The sequence below is a fragment of the Streptomyces sp. NBC_00341 genome (genome assembly GCF_041435055.1).
In the GTDB taxonomy this organism is placed as follows: Bacteria; Actinomycetota; Actinomycetes; order Streptomycetales; family Streptomycetaceae; genus Streptomyces.
Genome location: NZ_CP108002.1, coordinates 1,217,411 through 1,243,613 on the forward strand (window position 1 = coordinate 1,217,411; position 26,203 = coordinate 1,243,613).

Below are 26,203 nucleotides of genomic sequence, written 5' to 3' on the forward strand. Positions count from 1 at the left end.
CCGCGTTCCGCTGTCTGCGGGAGTCCGTTACGTCGTGGCCGGTTCGCGTGGCGCGTCGGCACGGGCCAGCGCGTGTTCGACGACGGCCACCAGCACGTCCCGGACGGACGAGCGGTCCCGCGCGTCGCACTGGAGCAGCGGTACCTCCGGATTCAGGTCGAGCGCCGCCCGCACCGTCTCCGCGGGGAACCGGTCCGCTCCCTCGAAGCGGTTGACGGCGACGGCGAAGGGGATCTCCCGGCGCTCGAAGTAGTCGACCGCCGCGAAGGAGTCCTCCAGGCGCCGGGTGTCCGCGAGGACGACCGCGCCCAGCGCGCCCTGGGCGAGTTCGTCCCAGAGGAACCAGAAGCGGTCCTGTCCCGGGGTGCCGAAGAGGTACAGCACCAGGTCCTCGCGGAGCGTGATCCGCCCGAAGTCCATCGCCACCGTCGTGGTGGTCTTCGCCTCGACCCCCGACAGGTCGTCCACCGGGCGTCCCGCCTCGGTCAGTCTCTCCTCCGTACGCAGCGGCCTGATCTCGCTGACCGCTCCCACCATGGTCGTCTTGCCCACTCCGAAGCCGCCCGCCACCAGGATTTTCAGGGTAACGGGCTCCACGGGCCGCCTGCTGCGGCTAGAGCGCCCGAAGGCCATTGATCACCTCGCGAAGAATGTTCACGTCCGGCAGCTCGGCCGGCGGAACGGGACGGGTCACATGCACCAGCTCGTCCTCGACGAGATCACCGACCAGTACCCGGACCACCCCGACGGGGAGGTCCAGACCGGCCGCGAGCTCGGCGATCGACTGGGGCATGTCGCTGCACAGTTCGACGATCTCCACGTGTTCCGGGGAGAGCATCTGGTCCCGGCCGGGATCGTCGGCCGCGGGTTCGGGGACGACGATCGCGATCAGGTCGAGACGGTGACGGGACGCACTGCTGGTACGTCCCCGCGTCATCGCGTACGGACGGACGACCGGCCCCGCCTCTGCGTCGTACCAACGCGAGGACTGCGGACCGCCGGGGGCGGCCGGGGAACGGGAGGGGTCCGCGCTCATGCCATCCACTCACCCTCCAGAGGTCAGACCGGTCGTCCTGGGGGAGTTGGCCAGGTGGGCGCCGACCCGCTTGACCATCAGCGTCATCTCGTACGCCACCTGCCCGACGTCCGAGTCGGAGTCCGCGAGCACGGCCAGACAGCTGCCGTCACCGGCCGCCGTGACGAACAGGAACGCCTCGTCGAGTTCGACGACGGTCTGGCGGACCCGGCCGGCGTCGAAGTGCCGCCCGACTCCCTTGGCGAGGCTGTGGAACCCGGAGGCCACGGCCGCCAGGTGTTCACCGTCCTCCCTGGTCAGGTCCTTGGACGCGCCGGTGGGAAGTCCGTCGCTGGAGAGCACCAGCGCCTTGCGGATGCTGGCGACCCGTTCGACGAGTTCGTCGAGGAGCCAGTTGAGTTCGCCGGACCCCTGGGGTACTGAGTTGAGTGCTGCGGCGTTCGGTGCGGTCATGGACCGTCCCCTCCCGGAGTGGTTCCTTGTGCTGTGTCGCCGGGGCCGGTCACGTCCTCGGCGTTCTGCCGGCGTCCGCGCTGCCAGCCGCGCTGGAGCGACGCCATGCGGCTGCGTACCTCATCCGCGTCGCGCTCGATGTCCTCCACGCTCTCCACCGGGTCCGGCTCCGCCGCGCGCCCCGTGGACCCCTCACGGAGCTGCGGGGCGAGACTGGCCTGGCGGACCCTGCGGGGCAGCCCGCCGACCGTCCCGGCACCGGGCGCGGCGGTCCGGGCGGGGGACGCTGAGCGGGGCGCCGGCACCGGCGGCTCGGCTGCCGGAGGCGTGGCGCGCTCGGTGCGGGGGCGGAAGCCGTTGTTCAGCCGGGTCTCGGCGGACCGGACGGGGCCGGACGCCGGGCGCGTGGTGGCCTCCGGATCGGTGGCCGTGGGGTGGGCCCGGCCCGCCTCGTCGATCCGGCGGCCCCGGTCGGCGACCAGGGTCGGCGGTTTGCGGCGGGGCAGCGGCCTGACGCCGTCCGGGCGCAGTTCCCGTACCCCGTCGGGGTCCGGAAACGGGTCGGCGGCCTGCTGGTGCTGGTCGCGGTCGCCGTCACGCCGGAGCTCGCGGGCCCGGAAGATGCCGCCTCGCTCGCTCTCGGTGTCCTCCAGGTCGGACACCCCGTCGAGCAGCGGGTCGAGGCCGGGTCCCGCGACGGCTTCGAGCACCGGGTCGCGGCTGAAGTCGATCGGGCCGAGCGGGCCTTCGAGCTCGACCGGTCCGTCCAACGGTGCCCGGTCCGCCGGTCCGGTGGGCACCGGTGCGAGGCCGCCGGTCCTGCCGCCCCTGGGACGGTCGCCGTCGGGGCGGTCGAACGCGTCGCCGCCGTTCTCGCCGGCGCCCGTGCCGCCTCCTGCCGCGTGGCCGCCCGGCCTGCTGCTGGAGATGGCCTTCTCGGACCTGCGGTCGAGGCGGAATCCGGTGCCGTGCGCCTCCGGTGCGTCGGTGAGCAGCGCGGCCGGGATGAAGACCACCGCGGTGGTACCGCCGTAGGGGGAGGTCTGGAGCGAGACGCGGACGTTCTGCCGCTGGGCCAGCCTGCTGACCACGAAGAGGCCGAGCCGGTCGGTGTCAGACAGCTCGAACTCGGGTGTCTCCGCGAGCCGGAGGTTGGCGTCCAGGAGGAGCTCGGGGGGCATGCCGAGCCCCCGGTCGTGGATTTCGAGGGTGAAGCCGTTGGCGACGCGCTCGCCGTGCACCTGGACCGCCGTGTGCGGGGGCGAGAACACCGTGGCGTTCTCCAGGAGCTCGGCGATCAGGTGGGTGAGGTCGGCGACGGCCGGTCCGCCCACTCCGATCCTCGGCAGCCTGCGGACCTCGATCCGTTCGTAGTCCTCCACCTCCGCGACCGCGGCGCGCACCACGTCCATCAGCTGGATGGGCTTGCGCCACTGCCGTGAGGGTGCGGCTCCCGAGAGGATCACCAGGCCCTCTGCGTGGCGCCGCATGCGCGTGGTGAGGTGGTCGAGGCGGAACAGGTCCGCGAGTTCCTCGGTGTTCTCGGTGCGGCGCTCCATCGTGTCCAGGAGCGTCAGCTGACGGTGCAGCAGCACCTGGTTGCGGCGGGCGAGGTTGACGAACACCTCGGACACGCCGCGGCGCATGTCCGCCTGCCGGACGGCGGCCTCGACGGCGGCACGCTGAAGAATGTTGAGTGCCTGGCCGACCTGGCCGATCTCGTCACGTTCGTAGTTCAGGTGCGGGGACTCGGTCTCGACGTCGATGTGCTCGCCCGCGGCGAGACGGCGCATCACACTGGGCAGCCGCACTCCGGAGACCTCGTGGGCGTCCTTGCGCAGACGGGAGAGGTCGCGGACGAGTTCGCGGCCGATGCGCACGGAGACGAAGACCGAGACGAGCAGGGCCAGGAATCCCAGGACGCCGGCGATGCCCGCCTTGATCAGGACCCCGTAGCCCTCCGGCCTGCCGCGGTCCTGGAAGCGGTTGTTCATCTCGGTCGAGTCGTTGGCCAGCCGGTCCAGGACCGGCGGGGCCACCTCCTGCCAGCGGGCGGCGTCCATCTCACGGGGATCGTGGGTGGGCCCCTGGGCGATGAGCTTGTCCTCCGCGGAGCGCAGGGGCTCGCTGTCGGGGCTCGCCCAGTACTGCTCGACGCGGCGGCGCTCGGAGGCGGGGAGAGCGTCGAGGTTGACCTCGTACAGCAGGCCGCGCTTGGCGATGAGGTCGGAGATCTGACGGAGTTCGGGGGCCGTCAGCCGTCCGGCGAGGAGCCCGGAGGCCGCGAGCGCGTCTTCCTGGGAGAGCATTTCCCGGGCCCGGGAGATTCCGGCCAGGGCGCGTACCTGCTTGTCCATCGACACGTTCTCCATGACGTGGAGACCGGTCAGGAAGCGGTAGCAGGGGTCGATGAGGCCGTTGTAGTACTCCATCGCCTTGGCCCGGCTGATGGTGCGCCTGTCGACGGAGTCGCGGAGCGACCGCAGCCCCTCGACGGCGCCCAGGATCGAGCTGAGCTGGGTCTCCGCGTCGGGGCGCAGTGCGTCGCGGATGTCCTTCTGGCGCGCGCTGCTGGTGACCTGGTCCACGACCCGGTCGGTGGCGGCGCGCTGGCGGCGCAGGACCGGCAGGGCGTCGGAGGCGCGCGGGTCCGCGAGGTAGACGAGGGTCTGCCGGCGCTCGTTCTGGACGGCCCTGACGGTGTCCTCAAGGGGGTGGCCGATCTTCTCCACCACGGTGCTCGCGCTCATCAGCTGGCCGGCCTCGCGACCGGTCAGATAGGTGGCGAAGCCCCATAGCGCGGTGAGGGAGACGAGCGGCACCAGCAGCAAGGCCACGATCTTCCTGCGGATGGACTTCCCGCGAAAGCGCATGTCCTCCCCCAGCTCGTCCCCGCAGGGCGGTGATGGTGTTCCGTCAACAAACGGCGCGAGCCTACTACCGACGCCCAGACAACTCGAAGGCATGTCCGGGCGATTTTCGGCCGCCTTACTGGGAGTTGACCATGAGTTGTCCCGGTATTCCAGGAGATGGAATTCGTGAAAGCGGCAGAAGAGACCAGCCAGAGCCCCACATTCCTCCCCCTGTCAGTTGGCTGGAATTCTTCGTTCCGTGACGGTTCGGGGGAATCTTCACAGCCGGGTACTCGTCTGTCTGTACGGGGGTAGGGGGACTGCAGGGACGTATTCGGCAGGTGAGGGCGGCCCGTCCGCGTAGAAACCACCCATGCCGGGCAGCAACCCTGAAGTCGGACAGTGGTGGGGAGTTGAAGGTCCTTGGACACGCAAGAGCGTCGTGGCGTGACGGAGTCGGCGCGGGGCCGGCCGGTGATTCCGCGGCAGCAGCTCTGGGTCGAGGAGCCGGCGCTGCGGCGGCGGATGCCCGACCCGGTACGCACGGCTGCCGTACGGGCCGTTCTGATTCTGTCGCTGACGATCATCCAGGCGATGGTGGCCTTCCTGTCGACGCTGACAGGGTCCTGGCTGGCCTTCCCGATGGTGCTGAGCAGCGTGGCCAGCACGGTGGCCGCTACCTGGTCGGTGCTGGATGTGTGGATCACCCGTCAGGTGTGGAACCAGCGCAACGGTGTGGTTTCGATGCCGAGCAGTTCCGCCCGGCGGCTGCGCCGCGAGCGGCGCAGGGCGAGGCGGGCCGCCCGGACCGGGCAGCGGGAGGGTGCGCGGATAGGCCGCCGCTCGGCCGACCGCGGGCTGTCCCGGGCGTGAGCCCGTCCGTGCGCCCGCCCCGGCGGGCGCACGGGCGGGTGCCAGTGCCGGGCCGCCGTCCCGGTGGTCCGCACCGGCCGGCTCAGTCGGTGTCCTCGCCGTCTTCCGCCCCGGTCCGGGCCGGGAGCGCCTCCGGCGCCGCCGCGGTGCGCTTGAACATGCGGGTGGCGGTGATCTCTCCGTGCACCGTCTCCGCACCGGGATCCTGCTGCGGCAGTCCGGGGCGCAGATGCTCCTCGACGCTGATGTACTTCAGCCCGGCCCGCAGGTCCGCGTCGTTGCGCAACCTGATCACGAGCGGGAACTCGGCGAGTGCCGTCGTGTCGAACAGGCCCGTGGTGTACAGCAGTTGGACACCGAGCGCGTCCGAAACCGCTCGCTGGAGCTCCAGCAGATAGGTGGCGTTGGCGCGACCGATGGGGTTGTCGAGGAAGAGCGTGCCCGCGTGGTGGTGCTGGTGCCGGTCGCGGCCCCGGTCGTTGCTGCGCAGTGCGGCCATCGTGCAGTACAGCGCGATGGCGGCGGTCAGCAGCTGGCCGCCGGAGAAGACGTCGCCCATCTGCCCGACGGGTACGCGCTCGGCGCGCAGCACCGCGTCCGGCTTGAGGATCTCCACCGCGATGCCCTTCGGTTCCAGCGCCGCCTGCACACCGCGCAGCAGCAGGGACATGCCGTCCCTGCGCAGGTCGGAGTTCTTCTTCAGGGCCGCCTTGGTGGCCTCGTCGATGACCTCGCCGAGCCGTTCGGTCAGGGTGGCCTGGTCGGGCTCCTCGAACCGGATCCGGAGGAACTCCTGGCCGGACCACTCCCCCAGTCCCTCGGGCAGCCGGGAGAGGCGCTGGGCGGAGCGGAGGGTGGTGAGCGCGGAGTCCACCAGTCCGCGCAGCCGGTCGACGATGGAGTCCCGGTTTCGTTCCAGCTGGGTCAGTTCGTCGGTGAGGACCCGCAGCCTGGGGGCGAAGGCGATGGCCCACTTCTCCGCGTGCTCGGGCAGCGCTGCGGCGGGGAGTTCACGGATCTGCTGGCGGGCCGGGGTGCGGACCTGTTCGTAGCGGGTGGAGTTGGCGTGCCGGACCAGTACGTCGCTCGCCTCCCGGACGGCCGCTTCCGCGGTGGACAGGTCGGCGGCGCAGCCCCGCAGTGAGCGGCGGGCCTCCGACGCGGTCTGCCGGGCCTCTTCGAGGCTGCCGGGATACGGCTCGGGGGTCTCGGGCTCCTCTTCGCCGTGGTCCCTGAGGAGGTCGCTCAGCAGGGCGGCGGTCTCGTCGAAGCCGCCTGCCGAGTCCTCCGCGGTGCGGTGGGCGTGCAGCAGCTCGGCGTGGGCGGCCTTGGCGGTGTCCAGGGAAACGGTGGCGGAGGCGAGTTCGGCCGTGGCGGTGCGCAGGAGGGTCTGGGCCTGCTCCGCGTCGGCGGGGACCTGCGCTTCGGGGAGTTCGGTGTGGAGGGTCTCGCCGTCGGCGGGGGCGAGGCGCTCGGCCTCGCCGCGCAGCCTGCCGAGTTGCTCACTGGCGGCGGAGGCGCGGGTCTCCAGGAGCTGGACCAGGGACTCGGCGCGGGCGGCGGCCGCCTGCCGGGACGGGCCGTCGGCGCCGTCCGTTCCCTCCAGGAGCTGGGCGGCCCGGGTGCGGACCTTGTTGGTGAGCCGGTCCAGCTCGGCCAGCGCGGCACTCTCGTCGCTCTCCGCGCGGGCCTGTTCGGCGCGCAGGTCCGCGCCGACCCCCACCTTCTCGTAGAGCTGGGACGCCGCCCGGTACGCCTCGCGCAGGGCGGGCAGCGCGCGGCGCGGGGCGTCCGCTCCGGGCTCCGGGAGGTGCTCGGGCGCACCGGCGATCTCGGCCCGTTCGGCGCGCAGGGCGCGGGCGGTGCGGCGGGCGTCGTCGGCGGCGCGCTGGGCGGCCCTGCGGTCCTCGTCGGCGGCTCTGGCGCGGTCCAGGCAGACGGTCGCGCGGGCCTCGGACTCCGTCGCCTCGTCGGCCAGTTCGCGCAGCTTGGCCTGCCAGCCCGCCCGTTCACGGAGGCGGAAGGCGAGTCCGGCGAGTGCGTCGGCGGCCCGGCGGGCGCGCTGGGCGGCCTCCTGCCGCTCGTCGCGGACGCGGGCGGTGTCCGCGGCGGCCTCGTCGGCCTCCGCGCGTACGGTGCGGGCCTCGGCGAGGGCGGCCTCGGCCGTCTCGGCGGCGGTACGGGCGGTGCCGGCGGTCTCCGCGAGCTCGGCGAGGGTGCCGGGCGGGCAGTCCACCCGCCAGGAGCCGATCCGGGCGGCGAGCGAGCGGTCCGCGGTGAGCCGGGCGGCGAGGGTGCGGATGTCCTCGTCGCGGGCGGCGGCACGGCTCCTGAGCGCGTGCCGCTCCTCGTCGGCGGCGTGCTCGTCGTGCATGGCCGGGTTCGGCGGGACGAGGAACACCCCGGAAGCCGCGCCGCCGTTCGCTCCGGAGCCGGTGCCGGGCTCCGGGACGGGGGCGAGCAGCGCGGCGGCGGTGCCGACGGCCACGGCCGAGCGCGGCAGCAGGGCGGCGGCGCCGAGCACCTCACGGGCGCGGGCGTGCGCGTCCGGATCGGTGATCACGACGCCGTCGACGAGTTCGGGCCGGGCCGCGAGCACGGCCGCGTGGTCGGCGGGGTCCACGGCCTGGGCGAGGTAGCGCCAGCCGGGCAGGGCGGGGATGCCGTGCTCTCCGAGGTACTCGACGGTGGCGAGGACGTCGGGGCCGGGCGGCAGCAGTCCGCCGTCACCGAGGGCGCCCAGGATGCGGGAGTCGTCTGCCGCCGCGGTGCGCAGCTCGAAGAGGCGCCGTTCCGCGGAGCCGACGGCCTGGTCGAGGAGCTCGCGCAGCTCTTCGGCGTTGCGGTCGAACTCCGCTGCGGTGAGCGGCTGTTCCGCCGCGCGGGGCCGTCCGGCGGTGACGGTGTGGGCGCCGTGCGCCGCCGGTTCTGTTCCGTCGGCGCCGGGGGCGGCGGTCCCCTCGACGTCCGGGGCTTCCTGCTGCGCGCTACGGTCCCCGGCACCGGTCTCCGCGCCGGCTTCGGGTCCGTCCGCGCCCCGCCGGGGCCGGGGGACGCCGCTGCCCTGCGCCGCGGGCAGGCCGAGCAGGTCCGCGAGGCGGTGCTCGGCGGCGATCGACTCGGCGGCCCTGAGCTCGGCCTCGTAGGCCTGCTCCGCGGCCCGTGCGCCGTCGGCGGCCCGCGCCGCGGCGAGTTCGGCGCGGCTCTCGGTGGCCGCCGCCTGCCGGGAGCGGTCCGCCGCAGAGCCGGCGGCCTCGCGGGCGGCGTCCCAGGCGGCGACGGCGGACTTCTCCGCGTCGTTCGCCGCGAGGGCCGCGCGGGCGGGGTCCGCGTTCGGCGCGGTGTCGTCGAGCCAGCCCGCCCGTACCGCTTCGGCGGTCTCCTGCTCGACCTCCGCGAGGCGCTGGCGGAGGTGGCCGGCCTCGCTGCGGGCACGCTGGGCCTCTGTGGCGGCCGTGGTGGCGTCCCGGTGCGCGGCCTCGCCCGTGGTCTGGAGGGTCTCGGAGCGCTCCTCCTCCTCGTTGGCCACGCTCTCGCCCGCCTCCGCGGCGGTGTGCAGGGCCCGTACGAGATCGGCCGCGGCGGTGGCGCGTGCGGCCAGGGCCGGGGCGGCATCGCGCTCGGCCTCGCGGATCGCGACGGCCACGCGTGCGGCCCGGTCGGCGGCGGCGCGGTGGCGCAGTACGGCCTCTGCCGCCTGCCAGGCGGAGTGCAGGGTGCGGGCGTCGCCCAGCTCCCGGCGCTGGGCCGCGGCGCTCTTCTCGGCGGCGGTGAGCGCCAGGGAGGCGTGGCGGTAGGCGAGTTCCGCGGCGATCAGGGCGGCCCGGCCGCGGGTCTCCTCAGCGCCGGTGACGGTGTGGGCGGCGCCGGTGACCTGCTGGGCGAGCTCGGCGGTCCGGCCGCGCTCCAGGCCGGCGCGGGCGGAGAGCCTGCGGGCCAGGGTGCGGGTGCGGCGCTCGGCGCCCGCGTGGATGTCCCGGGTCCGCGAGCGCGTTCCGGCGGCTTCCACGATGCGGCCGAGCAGTTCGACCGAGCCCGCGGTGAAGTCCCGCTCCGCGGTGAGTTCGGCGCGGCGGCCCAGCTTGTTGCCGAAGCCGCTGACCAGGTCGGCCAGACCGTCGGTGTCGCGGGTGTCGGTGACGGCGCGCAGCAGGAGGTCGGTGAAGTCGGAGTCCTTCTTGACGGCGAAGAGTCCGGCGGCCTCTCCTTCGTCGGCGTTCATCTCGCGCTGGTAGCGGAAGAGTTCGGGGTCCAGGCCGAGGTCACCGAGGTGCTCGTTCCAGCGGTCGTGGATCTCCTCCCAGTGCACGTCGAGGTGCTGGTAGAACTTGCCCGCCTCGGTGAGCGCGTCGCGGAAGCCCTTCATGGTGCGGCGCCTGCCGCGGGCACCGGAGACGCCTTCGGCGGGGCGGCCCACCGAGGTCGCCTCGGCCACCGGCAGTGAGTCGAGGCTGAGTCCGGGGCCGGGCCGGAAGGAGTACCAGGCCTCGGCGAACTTCCTGGGGTCGTTGGAGACCTGTCGCCCGCGCCACTCACTGACCTTGCCGACGACGACGCATTCGCCGGTCAGGGTGTGCTGCCACTCCAGCGCGACGTGCCCGCAGTCCTCGGCGAGCAGGAACTTGCGCAGTACGCCGGAGCTGGCGCCGCCGAGGGTGTTGCGGTGACCGGGCAGCATCACCGAGAAGATCAGCTTCAGCAGGACGGACTTGCCGCCGCCGTTCTCCAGGAAGAGCACTCCGGCGGGGGCGGGGCGGCGCGGCGGGCCGACCGGTTCCTCCTCGAAGAACTCCGCCTGAGCCGGCGCGGGGTGGGGCACGGGTTCGCCGACCCCGCGCAGGTCAAGCACGGTGTCGGCGTAGCGCGCACCGGCAGGCCCGATGGAGTAGAGGCGGACCCGGGACAGCTCGTACATGGCGGCGGACTCTCGTCGTTCAGGCGGCGGGAAGGGGACGTCGGTGGCGGGGCCGGCCGTGCGGTGGCCGGCGTCGGCGGTGGAGGCGGTCAGCCGTGGAAGGGCAGTGTGGAAGCGGTCAGCCGTGGAAGGGCAGTCCGGCGTCGGCGGTGGAAGCGGTCAGCCGTGGAAGGGCAGTCCGGCGTCGGCCGCCAGCTCCAGGTCGTCCGGGTCGGGTGGCGGCAGCAGCGTCGCCGATCCGTCGGTGACCGGTACCACTCCCAGTTCCAGCAGTTCGGCCATGGCGGCGCCGCCCGCCATGTCGCGGACCTGGAGCTGGTAGCGGGCGGTGGTGCGGAAGGCGCCTCCGGCGTCGTCCCCGGTGCGCTGGAGGAAGCCGGAGTCGGTGAGGAAGGCGACGGCCTTGCCGACGATGCCGGTGGTGGATCCGGCCAGCCGCCGGGCGTCCTTGGTCGCTCCGGTGGAGCTGCGCCGGGCGTAGATCCGCCAGCCGGCCTCCAGGCCGGGGGCGTCACTGGCCGGGTCGGTGTTGTCACCGTGCTCGTCGGCGCGCTCCTCCAGGCGGTGGCACGCCTGGCGTACGAAGGCGTCGACGCCGTTGACGGTGATCCGGCCGATGTAGGCGTCGTCGGCGAGGTCCTCGGGGCGCGGGAAGGCCATCGCGGCGACGGCCAGGTGGGCGAGGCCGTGCAGGAAGCGGTCGGCGGAGTCCGGCGAGGCCCGGCGGGCGTAGTCGCCCATGCGCACGGCGAAGACCGAGTCCTCGCCCGCCGTGACGGCCATGCCCGCCCGGGTGGAGACCTCCAGCACGATGAGGCCGAGTCCGGTGGCGACGGCGTCCGCGAGACGGCCGAAGGCGGGCTCCTCCCGGTAGCGGCGCAGCAGTTCGGCGTACTCGGCGTCGCGGGCGGGCAGCAGCTTGGGCTGGAGCCCGAACGCCACGAGCCGGGCCGCGTCGGCGGCATCGGCCGGGGTGACCGCGGCGGGGGCGGACTGCGGCGCGGACGCGGTCCGGTCTGCGGGGTACGCGGCGCTCTGCTCGCTCCACGCGTCGGCGTGCTCTGCGCGGTGGTCGCTCACGACGGGCGCTCCTTGCTCCGGACGGACTTCGGTTCTGGGTGGACGGGATTCGGTACGGGATGGACGGGCTCGGGCACCGGGTGGACAGTCCTGGGTACGGGGTGGGCGGGAACGGGCGCCCTCACGCCGCCTCCGTGCGGTCCGCCGCCGTACCCGCCGCGTCCAGCAGGGCCATGCCGACGATCAGGTCGGCCCCGCCGAATTCGGGGTCCTCCAGCTGGGTCCCGTCGTCGACGGAGAAGAGCAGGCGGCGCTCACCCTGCCGGTAGGCGGTGCCGACCGGCGGGCTCGCCGCGTGCACCGCGAGCAGGGCGACCAGGTAGGGCAGCTCCGCGTCGCGCCGTCTGGCTTCGGCCAGCAGCCCGGAGAGGCGGCGCGGCGCGTCCGGCTCCAGGTCCAGCAACTCCATGGCGCTCGCCAGCTGTTCCTCACTGAACCGGCTGTCGGCCGGGGTGGCGATCAGGTCGGGCTCGGGCATCTCGGCGCCCAGGTGTTCGCGCTCAAGGGGCGGGGCGAGCAGCATGTCGACCAGGTCGCCCACCCGTACAGAGGTGGGGGTGCGCAGTCCCGTGCCATGGGCGAAGAACGCGTCGGTGGCACGGATCGACTGCTCGACGGGGAGCGGCAGCAGGGGCGCCAGCAGCTGTCCGTAGAGGTCGAGGCCGGTGCGGGCGGCCGGTGCGGCGAACGCCTGCCGGTCCTGCTCGGCGCGGAACAGCGGTCCGGCCTCCAGCAGCCGGGACTGCAGCTGGGTGTGGCGGCGGATGCAGTCCTTGACGATGTCGACGAGCTCGGCGGCACGGCGCTTGTGCTCGGGCTCCTCCGCCTCGTCACGGGCCTTGCGGATGTTGGTGAGGATGGCGTTCTCGTGGCGGTAGCGGTCGGCCACGTGGTCCAGCGCCTCCGCGATCATGTCGGGTACGGCGTTGAGCCAGTCGACCGCGCGGACGTTGCGCCGGGTCGCGTCGAGTGTCCTGCGGAGGGTCTCCGCGTACTGCACGGTCCGGTAGCGGGCCTGCTCGGCTGCGAGTTGCGCGTCGGCGAGGCGGCCCCGGCTGATCAGGACCTCCAGCTTCACCTCCGCGGCGATCTGCGCGCTGGTGACGTCCGTGTCGAGGGCGCCGACCAGGACGTTGACGGCCTCGTCGGTGGCCCGCAGATAGACGCTGCCGCCGTAGCCGGGGACCTCCTCGATCAGTTTGAAGTCGTAGTCCCGGCGGACGTATGTGCCGTCCGGCCCGAAGGTGCCGTAGACGGCCCGGAAGCCCCGGTCCACGCTGCCGACGTTGATCAGGTTCTCCAGGACCCAGCGCGCGACGCGTTCGTGCTCGGCGGTCGGGCGGCGCGGGGCCTGCGCGGCGACGCGCGGGAGGAGTCTGGCCACTATCTGGTCGTGGTCCGCGCCGGTGTCGAAGTCCATGTTGAGCGTGACGTGGTCGATCGCGGCGAGGGCGACCTCGGCCATCGCGTACACCGTGTACTCACCGGCCAGGTTCGCCTTGCGCACGTCGAGGTCGTGCAGCGGCGCCGTGCAGGCGAGGGCGCGCAGCCGCCGGGAGAGCCCCTCGTCGGCGGCCGGGCCCGGTGCGGGCCGGGGCCCCGCGCTGAGCTGCGGCGCAGCGTTTTCCGTATCGGCAGGCGAAGTCACGCTGCACAGATTAGGTCCTCGGACTGACAACGGTCGAAACGGCGCAGAAGCGTCTGGTTGCCCCGGAGTCGGTCACGCCCTGCCGGACGGCTCACAGGACCCGGACGAGTCACAGGGCCCGGACGGCTCACAGGACTCGGACGGGGTCACAAGCCCCTGACGGCTCCACAAGCCCCGGATGACTCCACGGGACCCGGGCGGTGTCGCGCCGCGCGCCCCCGACGCGCAACGCCCAGCTGTTCGTACCCGGTCAGACGGCGGAGGCGTCCGGACCGATCCTGCTGCGTACCGCGGTCTGCACCTCGGCCTCCTCCGCCGGATCGGCGGCCAGCCGGCGCAGCCGCTCGGCCACCCTGATGTCGCCGGTCTCCGCGTGGCGTGCGGCGACCTCCCGGGTCGTCTCCTCGCAGTCCCACAGGCACTCGACGGCGAAGCCGGTGGCGAAGGAGGGGTCGGTGGCGGCCAGTGCGCGGGCGGCCCTGCCCCGCAGGTGGGAGGAGGACGTCTCCCGGTAGACGTGGCGCAGGACAGGGGCGGCGCAGGCGATGCCCAGCCGTCCGGTGCCGTCGACCAGGGTCCACAGCCGCAGCGCGTCCGGCCCGTCGCCGCGTACGGCTTCGCGCAGGGCGCCGAGGACCAGTGAGGCGTCCTGTGCGCCGCCCCGGCCGGCCAGTACCCCGGCTGCCGAGGCACCGAGCGCGTCCGGCCTGCGGGCCCAACAGCGGGCGCGGTCGACGGCCGCGTCGCCGCACATCCGCTCGAAGGCGGCGACGGCCGCGTCGGCGACCGTGCGCGAGGAGCTGACCGCCGCGGCCTCGATCAGGTCGAGCACGACCGGGTCCTGCGCCTCGGCCAGATAGTGCAGGGCGGCGCACCGGGCGCCTTCCGGACCGCTGCGGGCGGCCTCGACGATCTCGGGCCGGTCCTCCGGTCCCGCGACGGCGGAGAGGCAGCGGGCGGCCGGTACGTGGAGTTCGCTGCCTCGGTCGAGCCCCTGTTGGGCCCAGTCGAAGACGGCCTGGACGCTCCAGCCGGGGCGGGGCCCTCCGGGCCGCATCTGCCGCTGCCAGCGGTCGAACGAGCCCTGCTCGGAGGCGGCCCTGACCCGGGCGCCGACCGCTTCGCGCGGATCGTCGGCCCAGAGCCGCCAGGGCCGGGGTTCGAAGGCGTCGCGGACGGCGGTGGCCAGCTCGGCGGAGCCCTCCGCGTCGGTGCCGAAGCGGGCGAGCACCGGCACGGCGAGGGACCGCAGACCGGCGTCGTCGTCGCGCAGGGCCAGCTCGTCCAGGGCCCAGGCCCAGTTGGAGCCGGTCGCGGCGTAGCGCCGCAGCAGGGCGAGGGCGTCGTCGCGTCCGTAGGAGGCGAGGTGGCCGAGTACGGCGAGGGCGAGGCCGGTCCGTGACTCCTCGGTGTCCAGGTGGTCGTCGGGATCACCGAGGTGCCGCTCGATCTCCTCGATGCCGCCGTCGAGGTCGAGATAGAGACGGGCGTAGTAGAGGGAGCGGTTCTCCACCTGCCAGTCGTGACGCGGATCGCTCAGGACGCAGTGGTTGAGAGCCGCCAGGGCCTCGGGGCGCGGTGCGGCGAGCGCGTGGAGCGTGCCGTCGCCGCGGCCCCTCTGCAACAGGCCGAGCAGGGTGCCGCTCGGCGCTATGAACGGATCAAACATGGGGAAAGCCTCACATCAAGCTGTCGACGCAACCGGGGACTGTGCAGTTCCATGTGCAGGTGCCGTGCCGGGGTGGGCACTACATCGCGCAGCAACATGATCGGCCGACCGCCGTCTTCTGCCTGGTGCAGACCATCTTCCCGCCTCTCGTCGGTGGCCCGAATCGGGCCCGCGACGTCATGATGACCCACCCATTTCGCCACCGCGACCACATTTACGGCGGACCCGGTCAGCGGGAACCGAAGAGTTCCAGCAGGTCGGCCTTGCCGAACATGCGTGCGGTGTCCAGGGCGGAGGGTGTTCCGGCCGCCGGATCGGCCCCCGCGGCGAGCAGTGCCGCGATCACCGCGTCCTCGCCCTTGAAAACGGCTCCGGCGAGCGGCGTCTGCCCCCGGTCGTTGGCCCGGTCCGGATCCGCGCCGCGTCCCGTCAGTGCCGTGACCGCGGGGGCGTGCCCGTGATAGGCGGCGAGCATCAGCAGCGAGTCGCCCCGGTCGTTGGTGAGGTTCACCGGAACTCCGGCGTCGACGTAGGCCGCGAGCGCGTCGGTGTCGCCGTGGCGCGCCAGGTCGAAGACCTTGGTCGCCAGCTCAACCACCTCGGGATCAGGGGTTTCGCTCATCGGGGGGCCGCCCTTCCTTTAACCGTTCGCTCCGCCGCCGGCCTGCGGGGGGATGCGTCTTGAGGCCGTACGAGTGAATCGACAGGGTACTGCCCGGACGCGCACCCGGCCCGGGTCACCCATGGCAGAAGATCACGTCGAGTGACGGCGGAGCGATGCGCGGCACCGAAAACCGCCCCGGCCTGTACCTCACTGTGCGCCAGTCCAGTGAAAAACCCCGCTTTTCACCCACTTGCACCTTTTATCCTATAGATACTTCCGGTGAGCCTGGAAGGACTCATGGTGACTGTCCCCCCAACCAGGAGAACCACTCATGATCCTTTCCATGTCAGGCGTCGTCATCCTCGGCATCATCGTCTTCCTGTTCTTCAGGAAGGACGGTCTCAAGGCCTCGCACGCCCTCGTCACCGCCCTGTTCGGCTTCTACCTGGCCGGCACCGCCATCGCACCGAGCATCACCGCGGGCGGCGCGAGCCTCGCCGGACTCCTGGGCGGGATCAAGTTCTGACGTTCCGCTCCCGCTCCCACCCCCTTCAGGAGACAGACGTGGCCCGGCGACCACTCCCCCGCATTCTGAGCAGCGGCAGCGCTTCGATCACTCGCAGTCGCGAGTTCGCGCGCACGGCCGCCGACAGCGCCACCGATGTCCTCCATCCGCTGATCATGATCACTCGTGGTCTGCGGCTGCTGGCGGGTGCAGGACGGCAGAAGTGGGCCGCGACGCCCAAGGACCGGCGTGGTCCCACGCTGTTCCTCGTCGCGGCCTGCGTACTCGTGGTCGCGCTCGTCCCCTACGGGTCCGTCATGGCCCTGGTCACGGTGATGGGCGCCGCCGCGTGGAAGGGACGTCAGCGCACTCCCGTCAGAACCGGCCCGGACGAGGCGGAGACCGGGCGCCTGCAGTCCCTGTACGAGGCGCTCGTACCGTACTTCTCCGCAGCAGAGGACCCCAGTCCGCTGTTCGCCCACGGCGGCGACTGGGACCAGGTCTTCAGCGACTACGCGTTCGACGCCGACGGCCGGATCTCCCGGCTCAGGGTGGCCTACCCGGCGTACTTCACCGACAGCGAGGCCGCGTCCCGCGCCCGGATCGAGCAGTTGCTGCACGCCAAGTCGGGCCGGGGCCGCGAGTACCGCTTCAGCTGGGACGAGGAGGGCAACCGGCTCGTCATGAGCGTGCTCGACGCCCTGCCCACCTCGATCACCGCCCAGCGCTTCGTCATCGCCCCCGGCGAGACCGTCCTCGGCTTCACGGACGAGGACGCGGTGCAGCGCACCGTCCCGGTGAGCGACGGGGAGGAGACCCGGGACGCGCCGGGCGTCGTCTGGCGGACCGGCGCACGCACCACGGAGCCGCATCTGCTGGCCGTCGGCCAGCCCGGCAGCGGCACCACCACGCTGATGCGCTCCATCGCCCTCCAGGCACTCCAGCAGGGCGACATCCTGATCATCGAGGGCAGCGGCATCGGCGAGTACGCCTGCTTCAACGGCCGCGAGGGCGTGCTGGCCGTGGAGTGCGGGGCGGCCGGGGCGCTGGCCACCCTGGAATGGGCGGCGCAGGAGACCGAGCGCCGGCTGTTCGAGGCCAACCGGGCCCGGCAGTCCGGCGACGCCGTCCCCGAGGACACCAGGCGCCCGCTCTGGATCCTGCTGGACCGGCCCAGCGTGCTCGGTCACCTGGCCACCGCCGGCGGCGGGCCCGACCCGCAGGAACTGCTCCAGGTCCCGCTGCGGCACGGCAGGGCCGCCAACGTCACCGTGGTGATGGCCGAGCAGTTCGACAGCCTGGACGGCCTGAGCGACACCGTGCGGAACCACACCCGGGCCAGGGTGGTCCTCGGCCACTGCTCCCCCGCCCAGATCGAATCCGTCCTGGGACTCGAGCCGCACACCACCCCGACCCCGGACGTCCCGCCCGGCCGGGGGTACGCCCGGCTCGGATCCGGCCCGGTGCTGCGCGTCCAGGTGCCGGCCACGCCCGATCCGTACGACGACGCGACCGGCGAGGCGCAGCGGCAGACGGTGCTGGGCCTGCTGCCCGAACGTCGGACCGCGATCGAGGCGAGCGCACCCGACCCGGAACCGGCACAGACCACAGCCGTTCACGAGCCGGAACCGGCGCAGACCACGGCGGTTCCCGTCGCCATGGAGTCCGTGGCCATCAGCGACTGAGGTTCCCCCGGGTGAGACGTACGGGAGGGCCCGCGGATCAGGTGATCCGCGGGCCCTCCCGTACGTCTCACCCGACGGATCAGGCGACGAACGTACGGGGCGCCTCCGCGCCCGCTCCCGCACCGGAGCCGACCAGCTGGGCGGCGGCCGCGAGCCGCAGGGCCGCCTCGTCCGCCACCGGTCCGCCGACCGTGAACGGCAGCCGGACGTATCCCTCGAAGGCGCCGTCGACCCCGAACCGGGGCCCGGACGGCACCCGCACCCCGACCCGTTCCCCGGCCACCGCGAGCCGCGATCCGGAGAGGCCGCCGGTGCGCACCCAGAGCGTCAGGCCGCCGCGCGGTACGACGAACTCCCAGTCGGGCAGCTCCCGCCGCACGGCCGTGACCAGTGCGTCCCGGTTGCCCCGTGCCTGCTCCCGGCGGATCTGCACGGCCTCTTCCCAGCCTCCGGTGCGCATCAGCCAGTTGACGGCCAGCTGCTCCAGGACCGGGGTGCCCATGTCGGCGTAGGCGCGGGCCGCCACCAGGCTGCGGATGACGTCCGGCGCGGCGCGTACCCAGCCGATCCGCATGCCCGCCCAGAACGCCTTGCTGGCCGAACCGACGGTGAGCACGGTGCTGCCCGCCGGGTCGAAGGCGCAGACGCGGCGCGGCATCCGCACGTCCTCGTCCAGGTGCAGCTCGTTCATCGTCTCGTCGACGACCAGGACCGTTCCGGCCGAGCGGGCGGCGTCCACCAGCGCGCGCCGCCGGTCCTCGTCGGCCAGCGCCCCGGTGGGGTTGTGGAAGTCCGCGACGACGTACGCGAGCCGGGGCGCCGCGTCCCGCAGCACCTGGCGCCACCGGTTCATGTCCCAGCCGCCGAGCCCCTCCTCCATGGCCACCGGCACCAGCCGGGCGCCCGCCTCCCGCATCAGCTGGAGGATGTTGGCGTAGCTCGGGGACTCCACCGCGATCCGTTCCCCGCGGCCCGCGAAGAGGTGGCAGATGGCGTCGATCGCGCCCATCGCACCGGTGGTGACCATGATCTGCTCGGGCATCGTGGGGATGCCGTCCGCGGTGTACCGGTCGGCGATCATCTGCCGCAGCGCGGGCAGCCCGGCCGGGTAGTCGCCGTGCGTGTGCGCGTACGGGGCCAGCTCCTCCAGGGCGCCCTGGACGGCCCGGGTCAGCCACGGTTCGGGGGCGGGCAGCGAGGCGCAGCCCAGGTCGATCATCGAGCCGAGCGCCTCGGGGGGCAGCGGCTCCAGGCCCCGGGCGGGCAGCGGGTTCCCGGCAGGCACCGTCGTCCAGCTGCCGGCCCCGCGCCGCGACTCCAGGAACCCTTCTGCCCGCAGCGCCTCGTAGGCCGCGGCGACCGTCGTCCGGCTGACGGCCAGGGCGAGCGCCAGTTCCCGTTCGGCAGGCAGCCGGGCGGCGACCGGGACCCGCCCCTCCAGGACGAGCAGCCGGATGCCGTCGGCGAGCGCGCGGTAGGCCGGCGGCCTGCGGTTGCCGGGGCCCGTCGGCCTCGGCTGCTGGGCGTGCAGCTGGCGGGCGAGCTGCGCGGCGCCGACCGCCGATGTCCACTGGGCCATGAGAATCAGTCCACCTTCCTCGGATTGGCCATGGTTGGCGGCCAATCCCCTGCCACAGAGTGACACGCAGCAGTCCACTACCACCACACCAGGGGGCCCACTTGTCTACCACCGCCGTCCGGCAGCCAACGCACCTCACCCGCCGGCTGATCCAGCTGTACGCGGGTCTGGCGCTGTACGGGGCGAGTTCGGCGCTGCTGGTCGTCGCCGGTCTCGGTCTGGAGCCGTGGGGCGTGCTGCACCAGGGGCTCGCCGAGCGCACCGGGATCACCATCGGGGTCGTCTCGATCATCATCGGCGCGATCGTGCTGCTGCTGTGGATCCCGCTCCGGCAGCGGCCGGGACTGGGCACCGTCTCGAACGTCTTCGCCGTCGGGATCGCGATGGACGGCACGCTGGCCCTCGTCCCCGACGTGCACGGGCTCGCCGCGCGGGCCGGGGTGATGGTGGCGGGCATCGTCCTGAACGGTGTCGCGACGGGGCTGTACATCGCCGCCCGGTTCGGTCCCGGGCCGCGTGACGGACTCATGACCGGCCTGCACCGGCATACCGGCCGCTCCATCCGGCTCGTCCGCACGGCGATCGAGGCCGCGGTCGTGGTGACCGGGTTCCTGCTCGGCGGTTCCCTCGGTATCGGAACGGTCCTCTACGCCCTGGCGATCGGCCCGCTGGCCCAGTTCTTCCTGCGCTTCTTCGCGATCCCGGACAATGGCCGCCCCGCGGCCACCACCCCGCCGTCCGGGCAGGCGATACTGCCGCAGTGACTTCCGTACGCCATCCCTATCTGGACCACCCCGCCCCGCTCGCGTTCGCCCACCGGGGCGGTTCGGCGGACGGGATCGAGAACACCGCTGCGGCATTCCGCCGGGCCGCGGAGGCCGGGTACCGCTACTTCGAGACCGATGTGCACGCCTCGGCGGACGGCCGCCTGGTGGCCTTCCACGACGCCACCCTGGACCGGGTGACGGATGCCGGAGGCCGGATTTCGGAGCTGCCGTGGAGCGAGATACAGCGGGCCCGGGTGGCGGGCCGGGAACCGCTGCCGCTGTTCGAGGAGTTGCTGGAGGCGTTCCCGCAGGCGCACTGGAACGTGGACATCAAGGCCGCACCCGCCCTTGAGCCGCTGGTGGACCTGATCCGGCGGGCGGACGCCTGGGACCGCGTGTGCGTCGGCTCGTTCTCCGAGGCCAGGGTCGCCAGGGCGCACCGCCTGGCGGGGCCCCGGCTGGCCACCTCCTACGGAGTCCGCGGGGTACTGGGCCTGCGGCTGCGCTCGTACGGGATTCCGGCGGCGCTGCGCGTCGGCGCGGTGTGCGCCCAGGTGCCGGAGAGCCAGGGCGGCATCCGGGTCGTGGACCGGCGCTTCGTGCGGGAGGCGCACGCGCGGGGGCTCCAGGTGCACGTCTGGACGGTGAACGAACCGGAGCGGATGGCAGCGCTCCTGGACCTCGGCGTGGATGGCATCATGACCGATCACATCGAGACGCTGCGCACGGTGCTGAGCGAGCGGGGGGCCTGGGCCTGACGCCGGCCCGGTGACGTCTCCACGGGGAGAGACGAGGGGTGCGCGATGAGCGCCGAGACGACGGATGCCGCCGAACCGACCCGGGGCGCACCCGGGGCGGCCGACTCCGGTGAACGCCGGCGCGAGCAGCGCGGCTGGTACTTCTACGACTTCGCCTGTTCCGTCTACTCGACGAGCGTCGTCACCGTGTTCCTGGGCCCGTATCTGACCTCGGTCGCCAAGGCCGCCGCCGACGCCGACGGCTATGTCCGGCCACTCGGCATCCCGATCCGTGCCGGGTCGCTGTTCGCGTACACGATCTCGGCGTCCCTCGTCGTCGCGGTGATCCTGATGCCGATCGTGGGCGCGGCCGCCGACCGCACCGGCCGCAAGAAGCCGCTGCTGGCGGCGGCCGCCTACGTGGGCGCCACCGCCACCGCCGCGATGTTCTTCCTGGACGGCACCCGCTATCTGCTCGGCGCGTTCCTGCTCATCGTGGCGAATGCCGCGATATCCGTGTCGATGGTCCTCTACAACGCCTATCTGCCGCAGATCTCGGAACCCGACGAACGCGACGCGGTCTCCTCGCGCGGCTGGGCCTTCGGCTACACCTCCGGTGCGCTGGTCCTGGTCCTCAACCTGATCCTCTACACGGGCCACGACTCCTTCGGCCTCTCCGAGTCGGACGCCGTCCGGATCTGCCTGGCGTCGGCCGGTGTCTGGTGGGGCGCCTTCACCGTCGTACCGCTGCGCCGGCTGCGCGACCGGCAGGTGGCGCCGGGGCACGGGGCGGTCGGGTCCGGTTGGGGGCAGCTGATGGCGACCCTGCGCGACATGCGCCGCCATCCGCTCACCCTCTCCTTCCTGCTGGCCTACCTCGTCTACAACGACGGCGTGCAGACGGTGATCTCCCAGGCCTCGGTGTACGGCTCCGAGGAGCTGGGCCTCGACCAGACGACGCTGATCACCGCCGTCCTGCTGGTCCAGATACTCGCGGTGGCCGGAGCGCTGGGCATGGGGCGGATGGCCCGGGTGTACGGCGCGAAGCGCACGATCCTCGCGTCCCTGGTCGTCTGGACGCTGATCCTGATCGCCGGATACTTCCTGCCGGCCGACGCGCCGGTGTTCTTCTACGCGCTGGCCGCGGCGATCGGTCTGGTCCTCGGCGGCAGCCAGGCCCTGTCGCGTTCGCTCTACTCGCATCTGGTGCCGCGCGGCAAGGAGGCCGAGTACTTCTCGGCGTACGAGATGAGCGACCGCGGACTGAGCTGGCTGGGGCCGCTGGTGTTCGGTCTCGCGTACCAGCTGACCGGCAGTTACCGGGACGCGATCATCTCGTTGGTGATCTTCTTCGTGGCCGGTTCCGTACTGCTCGCGAGGGTGCCGGTCCGGCGGGCCGTGGCGGCGGCGGGGAATCCCGTACCCGAACGGATTTAGACGTTGAAGTAAAAGGCCGGTAGTGTACGCCTTTGGCCTGCCCGGAGGACCGTTACTGCCAGTGGAAGAATCCAAACCGTTGGGTGACAACTTCTGCCAGATGTGACAAACCGGGCATTGGCGGGTACTTGAACCCTGGCAAACCTGAATACTCAGCGGCACGACGGGCGACGCATGACCGGCAACGGGAATCTTTGCCGCCGACCGGACGTTGAGCCGGATGACGACGACAGCGACACCTGTCCTGTGGGCGACAAGCCCGGGAGGCACGATTCATGAGTGAGCGAGCTCTCCGCGGCACGCGACTTGTGGTTACCAGCTACGAGACGGACCGCGGCATCGATCTGGCCCCGCGCCAGGCGGTGGAGTACGCATGCCAGAACGGACATCGATTTGAGATGCCCTTCTCGGTAGAGGCGGAAATTCCGCCGGAGTGGGAGTGCAAGGCGTGTGGCGCCCAGGCACTCCTGGTGGACGGGGATGGCCCCGAGGAGAAGAAGGGCAAGCCTGCGCGTACGCACTGGGACATGCTCATGGAGCGGCGCACACGCGAGGAGCTGGAGGAGGTGCTGGCCGAGAGGCTGGCGGTTCTGCGCTCCGGAGCCATGAATATCGCCGTGCATCCGCGGGACAGCAGGAAGTCTGCTTGACCGCGTAGCACAGCACTGAGACAGAGCTGCGGGCCGTGACACCTTGTGTGTCACGGCCCGCAGCTCTGTCTCCACGCCTTGACGGGCCTCAAGGCGCCAGAGGTTTACGGCTCAGGGATTTACGGCGCCAGGGGCGGGCGGGGGTTCTCGTCGGGCTGGGAGGGATCCTCGCGGATCACCTCGCCCTGGACGACCTTTCCGTCCGGCCGGTGCATCCGGGCCTGCTGGAAGGCGTCCGAGAGGCCGCCGGGGGCCGCCGCGCGCATCCGGCGCTCCAGCGAGCGCTCCGCGTACTTGCTGAGTGCGGAGCGGACCGGCGGCACCAGGAGCAGCAGTCCGGCGACGTCCGAGATCATCCCCGGAATCATGATCAGCAGTCCGCCGAGCATGAGGAAGCCGTTGCCCCTGCTGCTCGACGGAGCGGGCGAGGAGCCACTCGCACCCGGCTGGCCCGGCATCTGCTGGAGCGTCTCGGTGAGATTGCGGAAGGCGCGACGGCCGGCCGCCTTCATCACCACGGCTCCGAGCACGACACCCGCGGCCAGGAGCAGCAGGACGGTGAACCCGCCCGCCACGTCCGCCACCACAACGAGCAGCCAGATCTCCAGCACCGCCCAGGCGGCGATGGCGAGAGGTACGAAGGTCCGGGCGCGTGAGCGCCGACGGGCGGTCGGGGGCGGTGTGCCGGTCGTCATACCCCCAGTGTGCCTGGCCGCGCGTCCGGGCGCGGTAAGGGGGTGGAGATCATCCGGACCGGCGCGTCAGGGCGTCCGGCGTCCGAGCACCCGGTTCGTGCGGGTGGTGACGCCCCAGGCGGTCACCCGCCAGAGGGCCTCGACGAGGATGTCCCGGCTCATCTTGGAGTCACCGACCTCCCGGTCCACGAAGGTGATCGGGACCTCGACGACGTGGTAACCGGCCTCGATCGAGCGGCGTGCCAGGTCGACCTGGAAGCAGTAGCCCTGCGAGGCGACCTCGTCGAGGCCGATCCCCTTCAGGGTCTCCGTGCGGAAGGCCCGGTATCCGCCCGTGACGTCCCTGGTCCGGAGCCCGAGCATCAGCCGCGAGTAGGTGCTGCCGCCGCGGGAGATCATCTCGCGGGACTTGGGCCAGTTGACCACGCGCCCGCCCGGGACCCAGCGCGAGCCCAGCACCAGGTCGGCGCTCTTGAGGGCGGTGAGCAGCCGGGGCAGTTCCTCGGGCTGGTGGGAGCCGTCCGCGTCCATCTCCACGAGCACGCCGTAGTCGTGCTCCATCCCCCAGTGGAAGCCGGCGAGATAGGCCGCGCCGAGTCCTTCCTTGCCCTTGCGGTGCAGCACATGGACCTGGCCGTCGGCGGCGGCCAGCTCGTCGGCCAGCTTGCCGGTGCCGTCGGGGCTGTTGTCGTCGGCGACCAGGATGTCCGCCTCCGGTACGGCGGCGCGCACCCGGCTGACGATCGGCTTGATGTTCTCGGCCTCGTTGTAGGTCGGAATGATCACCAAGGTTCTGCCGAGCGGGCCGTATCGCCTCTGACCGCCGTCGTTCACTAACTGCCCCTTAAGTCCGTACGCAGATGCACACCATATCCAGCGTGGCGGAGCCGCAGACCGACCCGGTCGGGGCGGTTCGGCGGTGGCGGCGGACAGAAGAGCGGAAGTACGGACAGAACTGCGGATCGGGGCCCGGCGTCCTTCGGGCCGACCTGGGACCCGCCGGCTGCGGGTCGACCTAGAGCCGTTGTCTACTGAACGTCCGGGCCCCACCCGGGTCGCACCCTCCGTCCGGCTGAAACCTTCCCTCGCCCCCGAGGCGCGGGCGCTGAACCTGGCTGTGAGTGGTGGTGCGCCGGTGCGGCACACCACCCCACGACCCAGCGGCGTTCGACGACTGCGTGGAGGTTTAACCGGTCGGACGTCCTGTGGTGGACTCGGCCGAACCTACCGGCCGGTGGGCGCATTCTGTCAATAGTTGCCTGACCTGCGCCCTTTACCGAACTTGCCTGGTCAGTACCGGAGATCCCCAGGTCGCGGGAGAACCGGGGCACCTTCGATCGGCGGTACGAAATGTCCGCACATCACTCGTTCGGCCGTACGTAGACAGTTTGTCCGAACACGACCGTGCGCAGGCAGACCGGGAGTGCGGCCCCCGGGCTGAGGTCCGGCAGTCCGGGCGTCCCGGACCTGGGATCGGTCGACCAGCGTGCGACCCGGTCGTCCGGTGCCTGGACCACCAGCTCCTCGGTGCGCCAGACCGCGTAGTCGGCCGGGGCGCCCGGCACCAGGGTGCCCGCGTCGTCGCGGCCGACGGCCCGCCAGCCGCCCCTGGTGTGGGCGGTGAAGCCGGCCCGTACGGAGATCCGGTGCTCGAGCGTCCGGTGGAACGCGGCGGCCCGCACCGTCCCCCACGGGTCGAGCGGGGTCACCGGGCTGTCGGAACCGAACGCGAGGGGCACACCGGCCCGCAGGAGGGCCGCGTACGGGTTGAGGGTCCTCGCCCGCCCGGCACCCAGCCGCTGGGCGTACATGCCCTCCTCACCGCCCCAGGCGGCATCGAACGCGGGCTGGACCGAGGCGGTGAGCCCCAGCTCCGCGAAAGCGGCGACGGTCTCCGGGGTGAGCATCTCGGCGTGCTCGATCCGGTGCCTGGCGCCCCGCACCCGGCTCAGCCCCACCTTCTCCGCGGCTGCCCTGACGCCCTCGACGACCGCGCTGAGCGCGGCGTCCCCGATGGCGTGGAAGCCCGCCTGCAACCCGGCCTCCGTGCAGGCCGCGACGTGGGCCGCGATCTGCGCGGCGTCCAGGTGGGCGGTGCCGGTCAGCGGGGCGTCGGCGTACGGCTCGTGCAGGCAGGCGGTGTGCGAGCCGAGCGAGCCGTCGACGAAGAGGTCCCCGGCGGCGCCCACCGCGCCCAGCTCCCGGATGCGCCGGGCGTCCTTCTCGTCGGCGACCCGCTCGGCCCAGTAGCCGAAGACCCGCGGTCCGCGCGGTCCGGCGGCGAGCTTCAGCAGCGCGGTGAAGTCCTCCTCGTCGGAGATGTCGGGGCCGCCGCACTCGTGGACCGTTCCGATGCCCAGCGACGCCGCACGGTCCAGCGCGGCACGCTGGGCATCGGCCCGCTGGAGCGGCGAGACGGCACCGTGGGCGGCCGCGCGCACCGCGTGGTGGGCGGCGGCGGTCAGCGGCTCCTGCGGGTGGTAGCCGGCCATCGAGGCGAGCGCGGGGACCAGGTCCAGCAGCGCGGTGCTGGCGACCGCCGAGTGCACGTCGACCCGGGGCAGGTAGACCGCCCGGCCGCCGGCCGCCGCGTCCAGCTCCGCGCGCGAGGGCGGGCGCCCCTCGGGCCAGCGCGTGGCGTCCCAACCGTGTCCGAGGACCACCCGCTCCGCGGGGTGCGCCGCCACGTACGTCCGTACGAGGGCGAGGGCCTCGTCCAGGGTGCGGGCGCCGGAGAGGTCCAGGCCGGTCAGGGCCAGGCCGGTCGACGTGGTGTGGACGTGGGCATCGGTGAACGCGGGGGTGACGAGCGCCCCGTCGAGGTCGATCACCTCGTCGACGCCGCCCGCGAAGGCGTCGGCGGCCCCCTCCGAGCCCACCCAGGCGACATGGCCCCGTTCGACCACCATGGCGGTGGCGAAGGGATCGGCGGGACTGTGGACGTCTCCACCGCGCAGCAGCACGGTGCGGTGTTCGCTCTGGGGGGCGGTGCTCTCGGTCATGGTGACCAGTCTCCCG

At 72.7% G+C, this 26,203-nt stretch carries 20 protein-coding genes; 7 read left to right on the plus strand and 13 right to left on the minus strand.

The annotated features are described in order from the left end of the window. Positions 1 to 27: 27 nt before the first annotated feature. From OG892_RS05315 to OG892_RS05330, 4 genes are read right to left on the minus strand one after another with little or no spacing between them, the layout of a single operon-like run. Positions 28 to 633: an ATP/GTP-binding protein gene (locus tag OG892_RS05315; RefSeq protein ID WP_073739393.1), complete on the minus strand. Its 606-nt coding sequence runs from the start codon at positions 631 to 633 to the stop codon at positions 28 to 30. Continuing rightward, complete coding sequence (locus OG892_RS05320; protein WP_073739508.1) at positions 614 to 1,036, minus strand: DUF742 domain-containing protein; 423 nt, start codon at positions 1,034 to 1,036, stop codon at positions 614 to 616. Before OG892_RS05320 ends, OG892_RS05315 begins: the two co-directional genes overlap by 20 nt. 9 nt (positions 1,037 to 1,045) lie before the next feature. Then, positions 1,046 to 1,489: a roadblock/LC7 domain-containing protein gene (locus OG892_RS05325; RefSeq protein WP_073739394.1), complete on the minus strand. Its 444-nt coding sequence runs from the start codon at positions 1,487 to 1,489 to the stop codon at positions 1,046 to 1,048. Then, entirely contained in the window at positions 1,486 to 4,362 is a 2,877-nt protein-coding gene (locus OG892_RS05330) for a nitrate- and nitrite sensing domain-containing protein (RefSeq protein ID WP_371628591.1), read from the minus strand. The genes OG892_RS05325 and OG892_RS05330 overlap by 4 nt, the downstream gene beginning before the upstream one ends. A 504-nt stretch (positions 4,363 to 4,866) precedes the next feature. Between OG892_RS05330 and OG892_RS05335 the strand changes: the two genes are divergently transcribed. Further along, positions 4,867 to 5,214, plus strand: a complete 348-nt coding sequence (locus OG892_RS05335; RefSeq protein ID WP_371631580.1) for a hypothetical protein — start codon at positions 4,867 to 4,869, stop codon at positions 5,212 to 5,214. A gap of 82 nt (positions 5,215 to 5,296) precedes the next feature. On the opposite strand, the gene OG892_RS05340 is transcribed toward OG892_RS05335, so the two are convergent. The 5 genes from OG892_RS05340 to OG892_RS05360 form a co-directional block, all read right to left on the minus strand. Continuing rightward, positions 5,297 to 10,129: a hypothetical protein gene (locus OG892_RS05340; RefSeq protein ID WP_371628592.1), complete on the minus strand. Its 4,833-nt coding sequence runs from the start codon at positions 10,127 to 10,129 to the stop codon at positions 5,297 to 5,299. Between the two features lie 159 nt (positions 10,130 to 10,288). After that, positions 10,289 to 11,209 (minus strand): hypothetical protein, encoded by a 921-nt coding sequence (locus tag OG892_RS05345; protein WP_073739397.1) that lies wholly within the window; start codon positions 11,207 to 11,209, stop codon positions 10,289 to 10,291. 121 nt (positions 11,210 to 11,330) lie between these two features. Continuing rightward, positions 11,331 to 12,857 (minus strand): hypothetical protein, encoded by a 1,527-nt coding sequence (locus OG892_RS05350; protein WP_073739398.1) that lies wholly within the window; start codon positions 12,855 to 12,857, stop codon positions 11,331 to 11,333. Positions 12,858 to 13,107: 250 nt separating this feature from the next. Further along, the gene (locus tag OG892_RS05355) at positions 13,108 to 14,526 is read right to left on the minus strand and encodes a HEAT repeat domain-containing protein (RefSeq protein ID WP_371628593.1); all 1,419 of its coding nucleotides are present in this window, start codon (positions 14,524 to 14,526) and stop codon (positions 13,108 to 13,110) included. A 229-nt stretch (positions 14,527 to 14,755) separates the two neighbouring features. After that, a complete protein-coding gene (locus tag OG892_RS05360) occupies positions 14,756 to 15,148 on the minus strand; it encodes an ankyrin repeat domain-containing protein (protein WP_024493529.1) in 393 nt (130 codons plus the stop codon). Positions 15,149 to 15,461: 313 nt separating this feature from the next. Here OG892_RS05360 and OG892_RS05365 point away from each other — a divergent pair, with 313 nt between their 5' ends. Continuing rightward, the gene (locus OG892_RS05365) at positions 15,462 to 15,656 is read left to right on the plus strand and encodes a hypothetical protein (RefSeq protein ID WP_018103962.1); all 195 of its coding nucleotides are present in this window, start codon (positions 15,462 to 15,464) and stop codon (positions 15,654 to 15,656) included. A gap of 38 nt (positions 15,657 to 15,694) precedes the next feature. Further along, positions 15,695 to 17,320: a hypothetical protein gene (locus OG892_RS05370; protein ID WP_328867745.1), complete on the plus strand. Its 1,626-nt coding sequence runs from the start codon at positions 15,695 to 15,697 to the stop codon at positions 17,318 to 17,320. A gap of 79 nt (positions 17,321 to 17,399) precedes the next feature. On the opposite strand, the gene OG892_RS05375 is transcribed toward OG892_RS05370, so the two are convergent. Next, a complete protein-coding gene (locus OG892_RS05375; protein ID WP_327335802.1) occupies positions 17,400 to 18,899 on the minus strand; it encodes a PLP-dependent aminotransferase family protein in 1,500 nt (499 codons plus the stop codon). A gap of 101 nt (positions 18,900 to 19,000) precedes the next feature. Here OG892_RS05375 and OG892_RS05380 point away from each other — a divergent pair, with 101 nt between their 5' ends. From OG892_RS05380 to OG892_RS05395, 4 genes are all read left to right on the plus strand, one after another. Continuing rightward, positions 19,001 to 19,663 carry a YitT family protein gene (locus OG892_RS05380; protein WP_073739402.1) on the plus strand — a complete coding sequence of 221 codons (663 nt, stop codon included), beginning with the start codon at positions 19,001 to 19,003 and terminating at the stop codon, positions 19,661 to 19,663. Then, positions 19,660 to 20,424 (plus strand): glycerophosphodiester phosphodiesterase, encoded by a 765-nt coding sequence (locus OG892_RS05385; protein WP_371628594.1) that lies wholly within the window; start codon positions 19,660 to 19,662, stop codon positions 20,422 to 20,424. Before OG892_RS05380 ends, OG892_RS05385 begins: the two co-directional genes overlap by 4 nt. A 45-nt stretch (positions 20,425 to 20,469) precedes the next feature. Next, a complete protein-coding gene (locus tag OG892_RS05390; protein WP_371628595.1) occupies positions 20,470 to 21,840 on the plus strand; it encodes an MFS transporter in 1,371 nt (456 codons plus the stop codon). Between the two features lie 275 nt (positions 21,841 to 22,115). Further along, positions 22,116 to 22,490, plus strand: a complete 375-nt coding sequence (locus OG892_RS05395) for an RNA polymerase-binding protein RbpA (protein ID WP_003959706.1) — start codon at positions 22,116 to 22,118, stop codon at positions 22,488 to 22,490. A gap of 119 nt (positions 22,491 to 22,609) precedes the next feature. On the opposite strand, the gene fxsA is transcribed toward OG892_RS05395, so the two are convergent. The 3 genes from fxsA to OG892_RS05410 form a co-directional block, all read right to left on the minus strand. Next, positions 22,610 to 23,185, minus strand: coding sequence for an FxsA family membrane protein (gene fxsA, locus OG892_RS05400; protein ID WP_073739405.1), 576 nt, complete (start codon positions 23,183 to 23,185; stop codon positions 22,610 to 22,612). A 66-nt stretch (positions 23,186 to 23,251) separates the two neighbouring features. Next, the gene (locus tag OG892_RS05405) at positions 23,252 to 24,019 is read right to left on the minus strand and encodes a polyprenol monophosphomannose synthase (RefSeq protein ID WP_073739406.1); all 768 of its coding nucleotides are present in this window, start codon (positions 24,017 to 24,019) and stop codon (positions 23,252 to 23,254) included. Between the two features lie 527 nt (positions 24,020 to 24,546). Beyond that, a complete protein-coding gene (locus OG892_RS05410; RefSeq protein ID WP_371628596.1) occupies positions 24,547 to 26,187 on the minus strand; it encodes an amidohydrolase in 1,641 nt (546 codons plus the stop codon). Positions 26,188 to 26,203 lie beyond the last annotated feature (16 nt).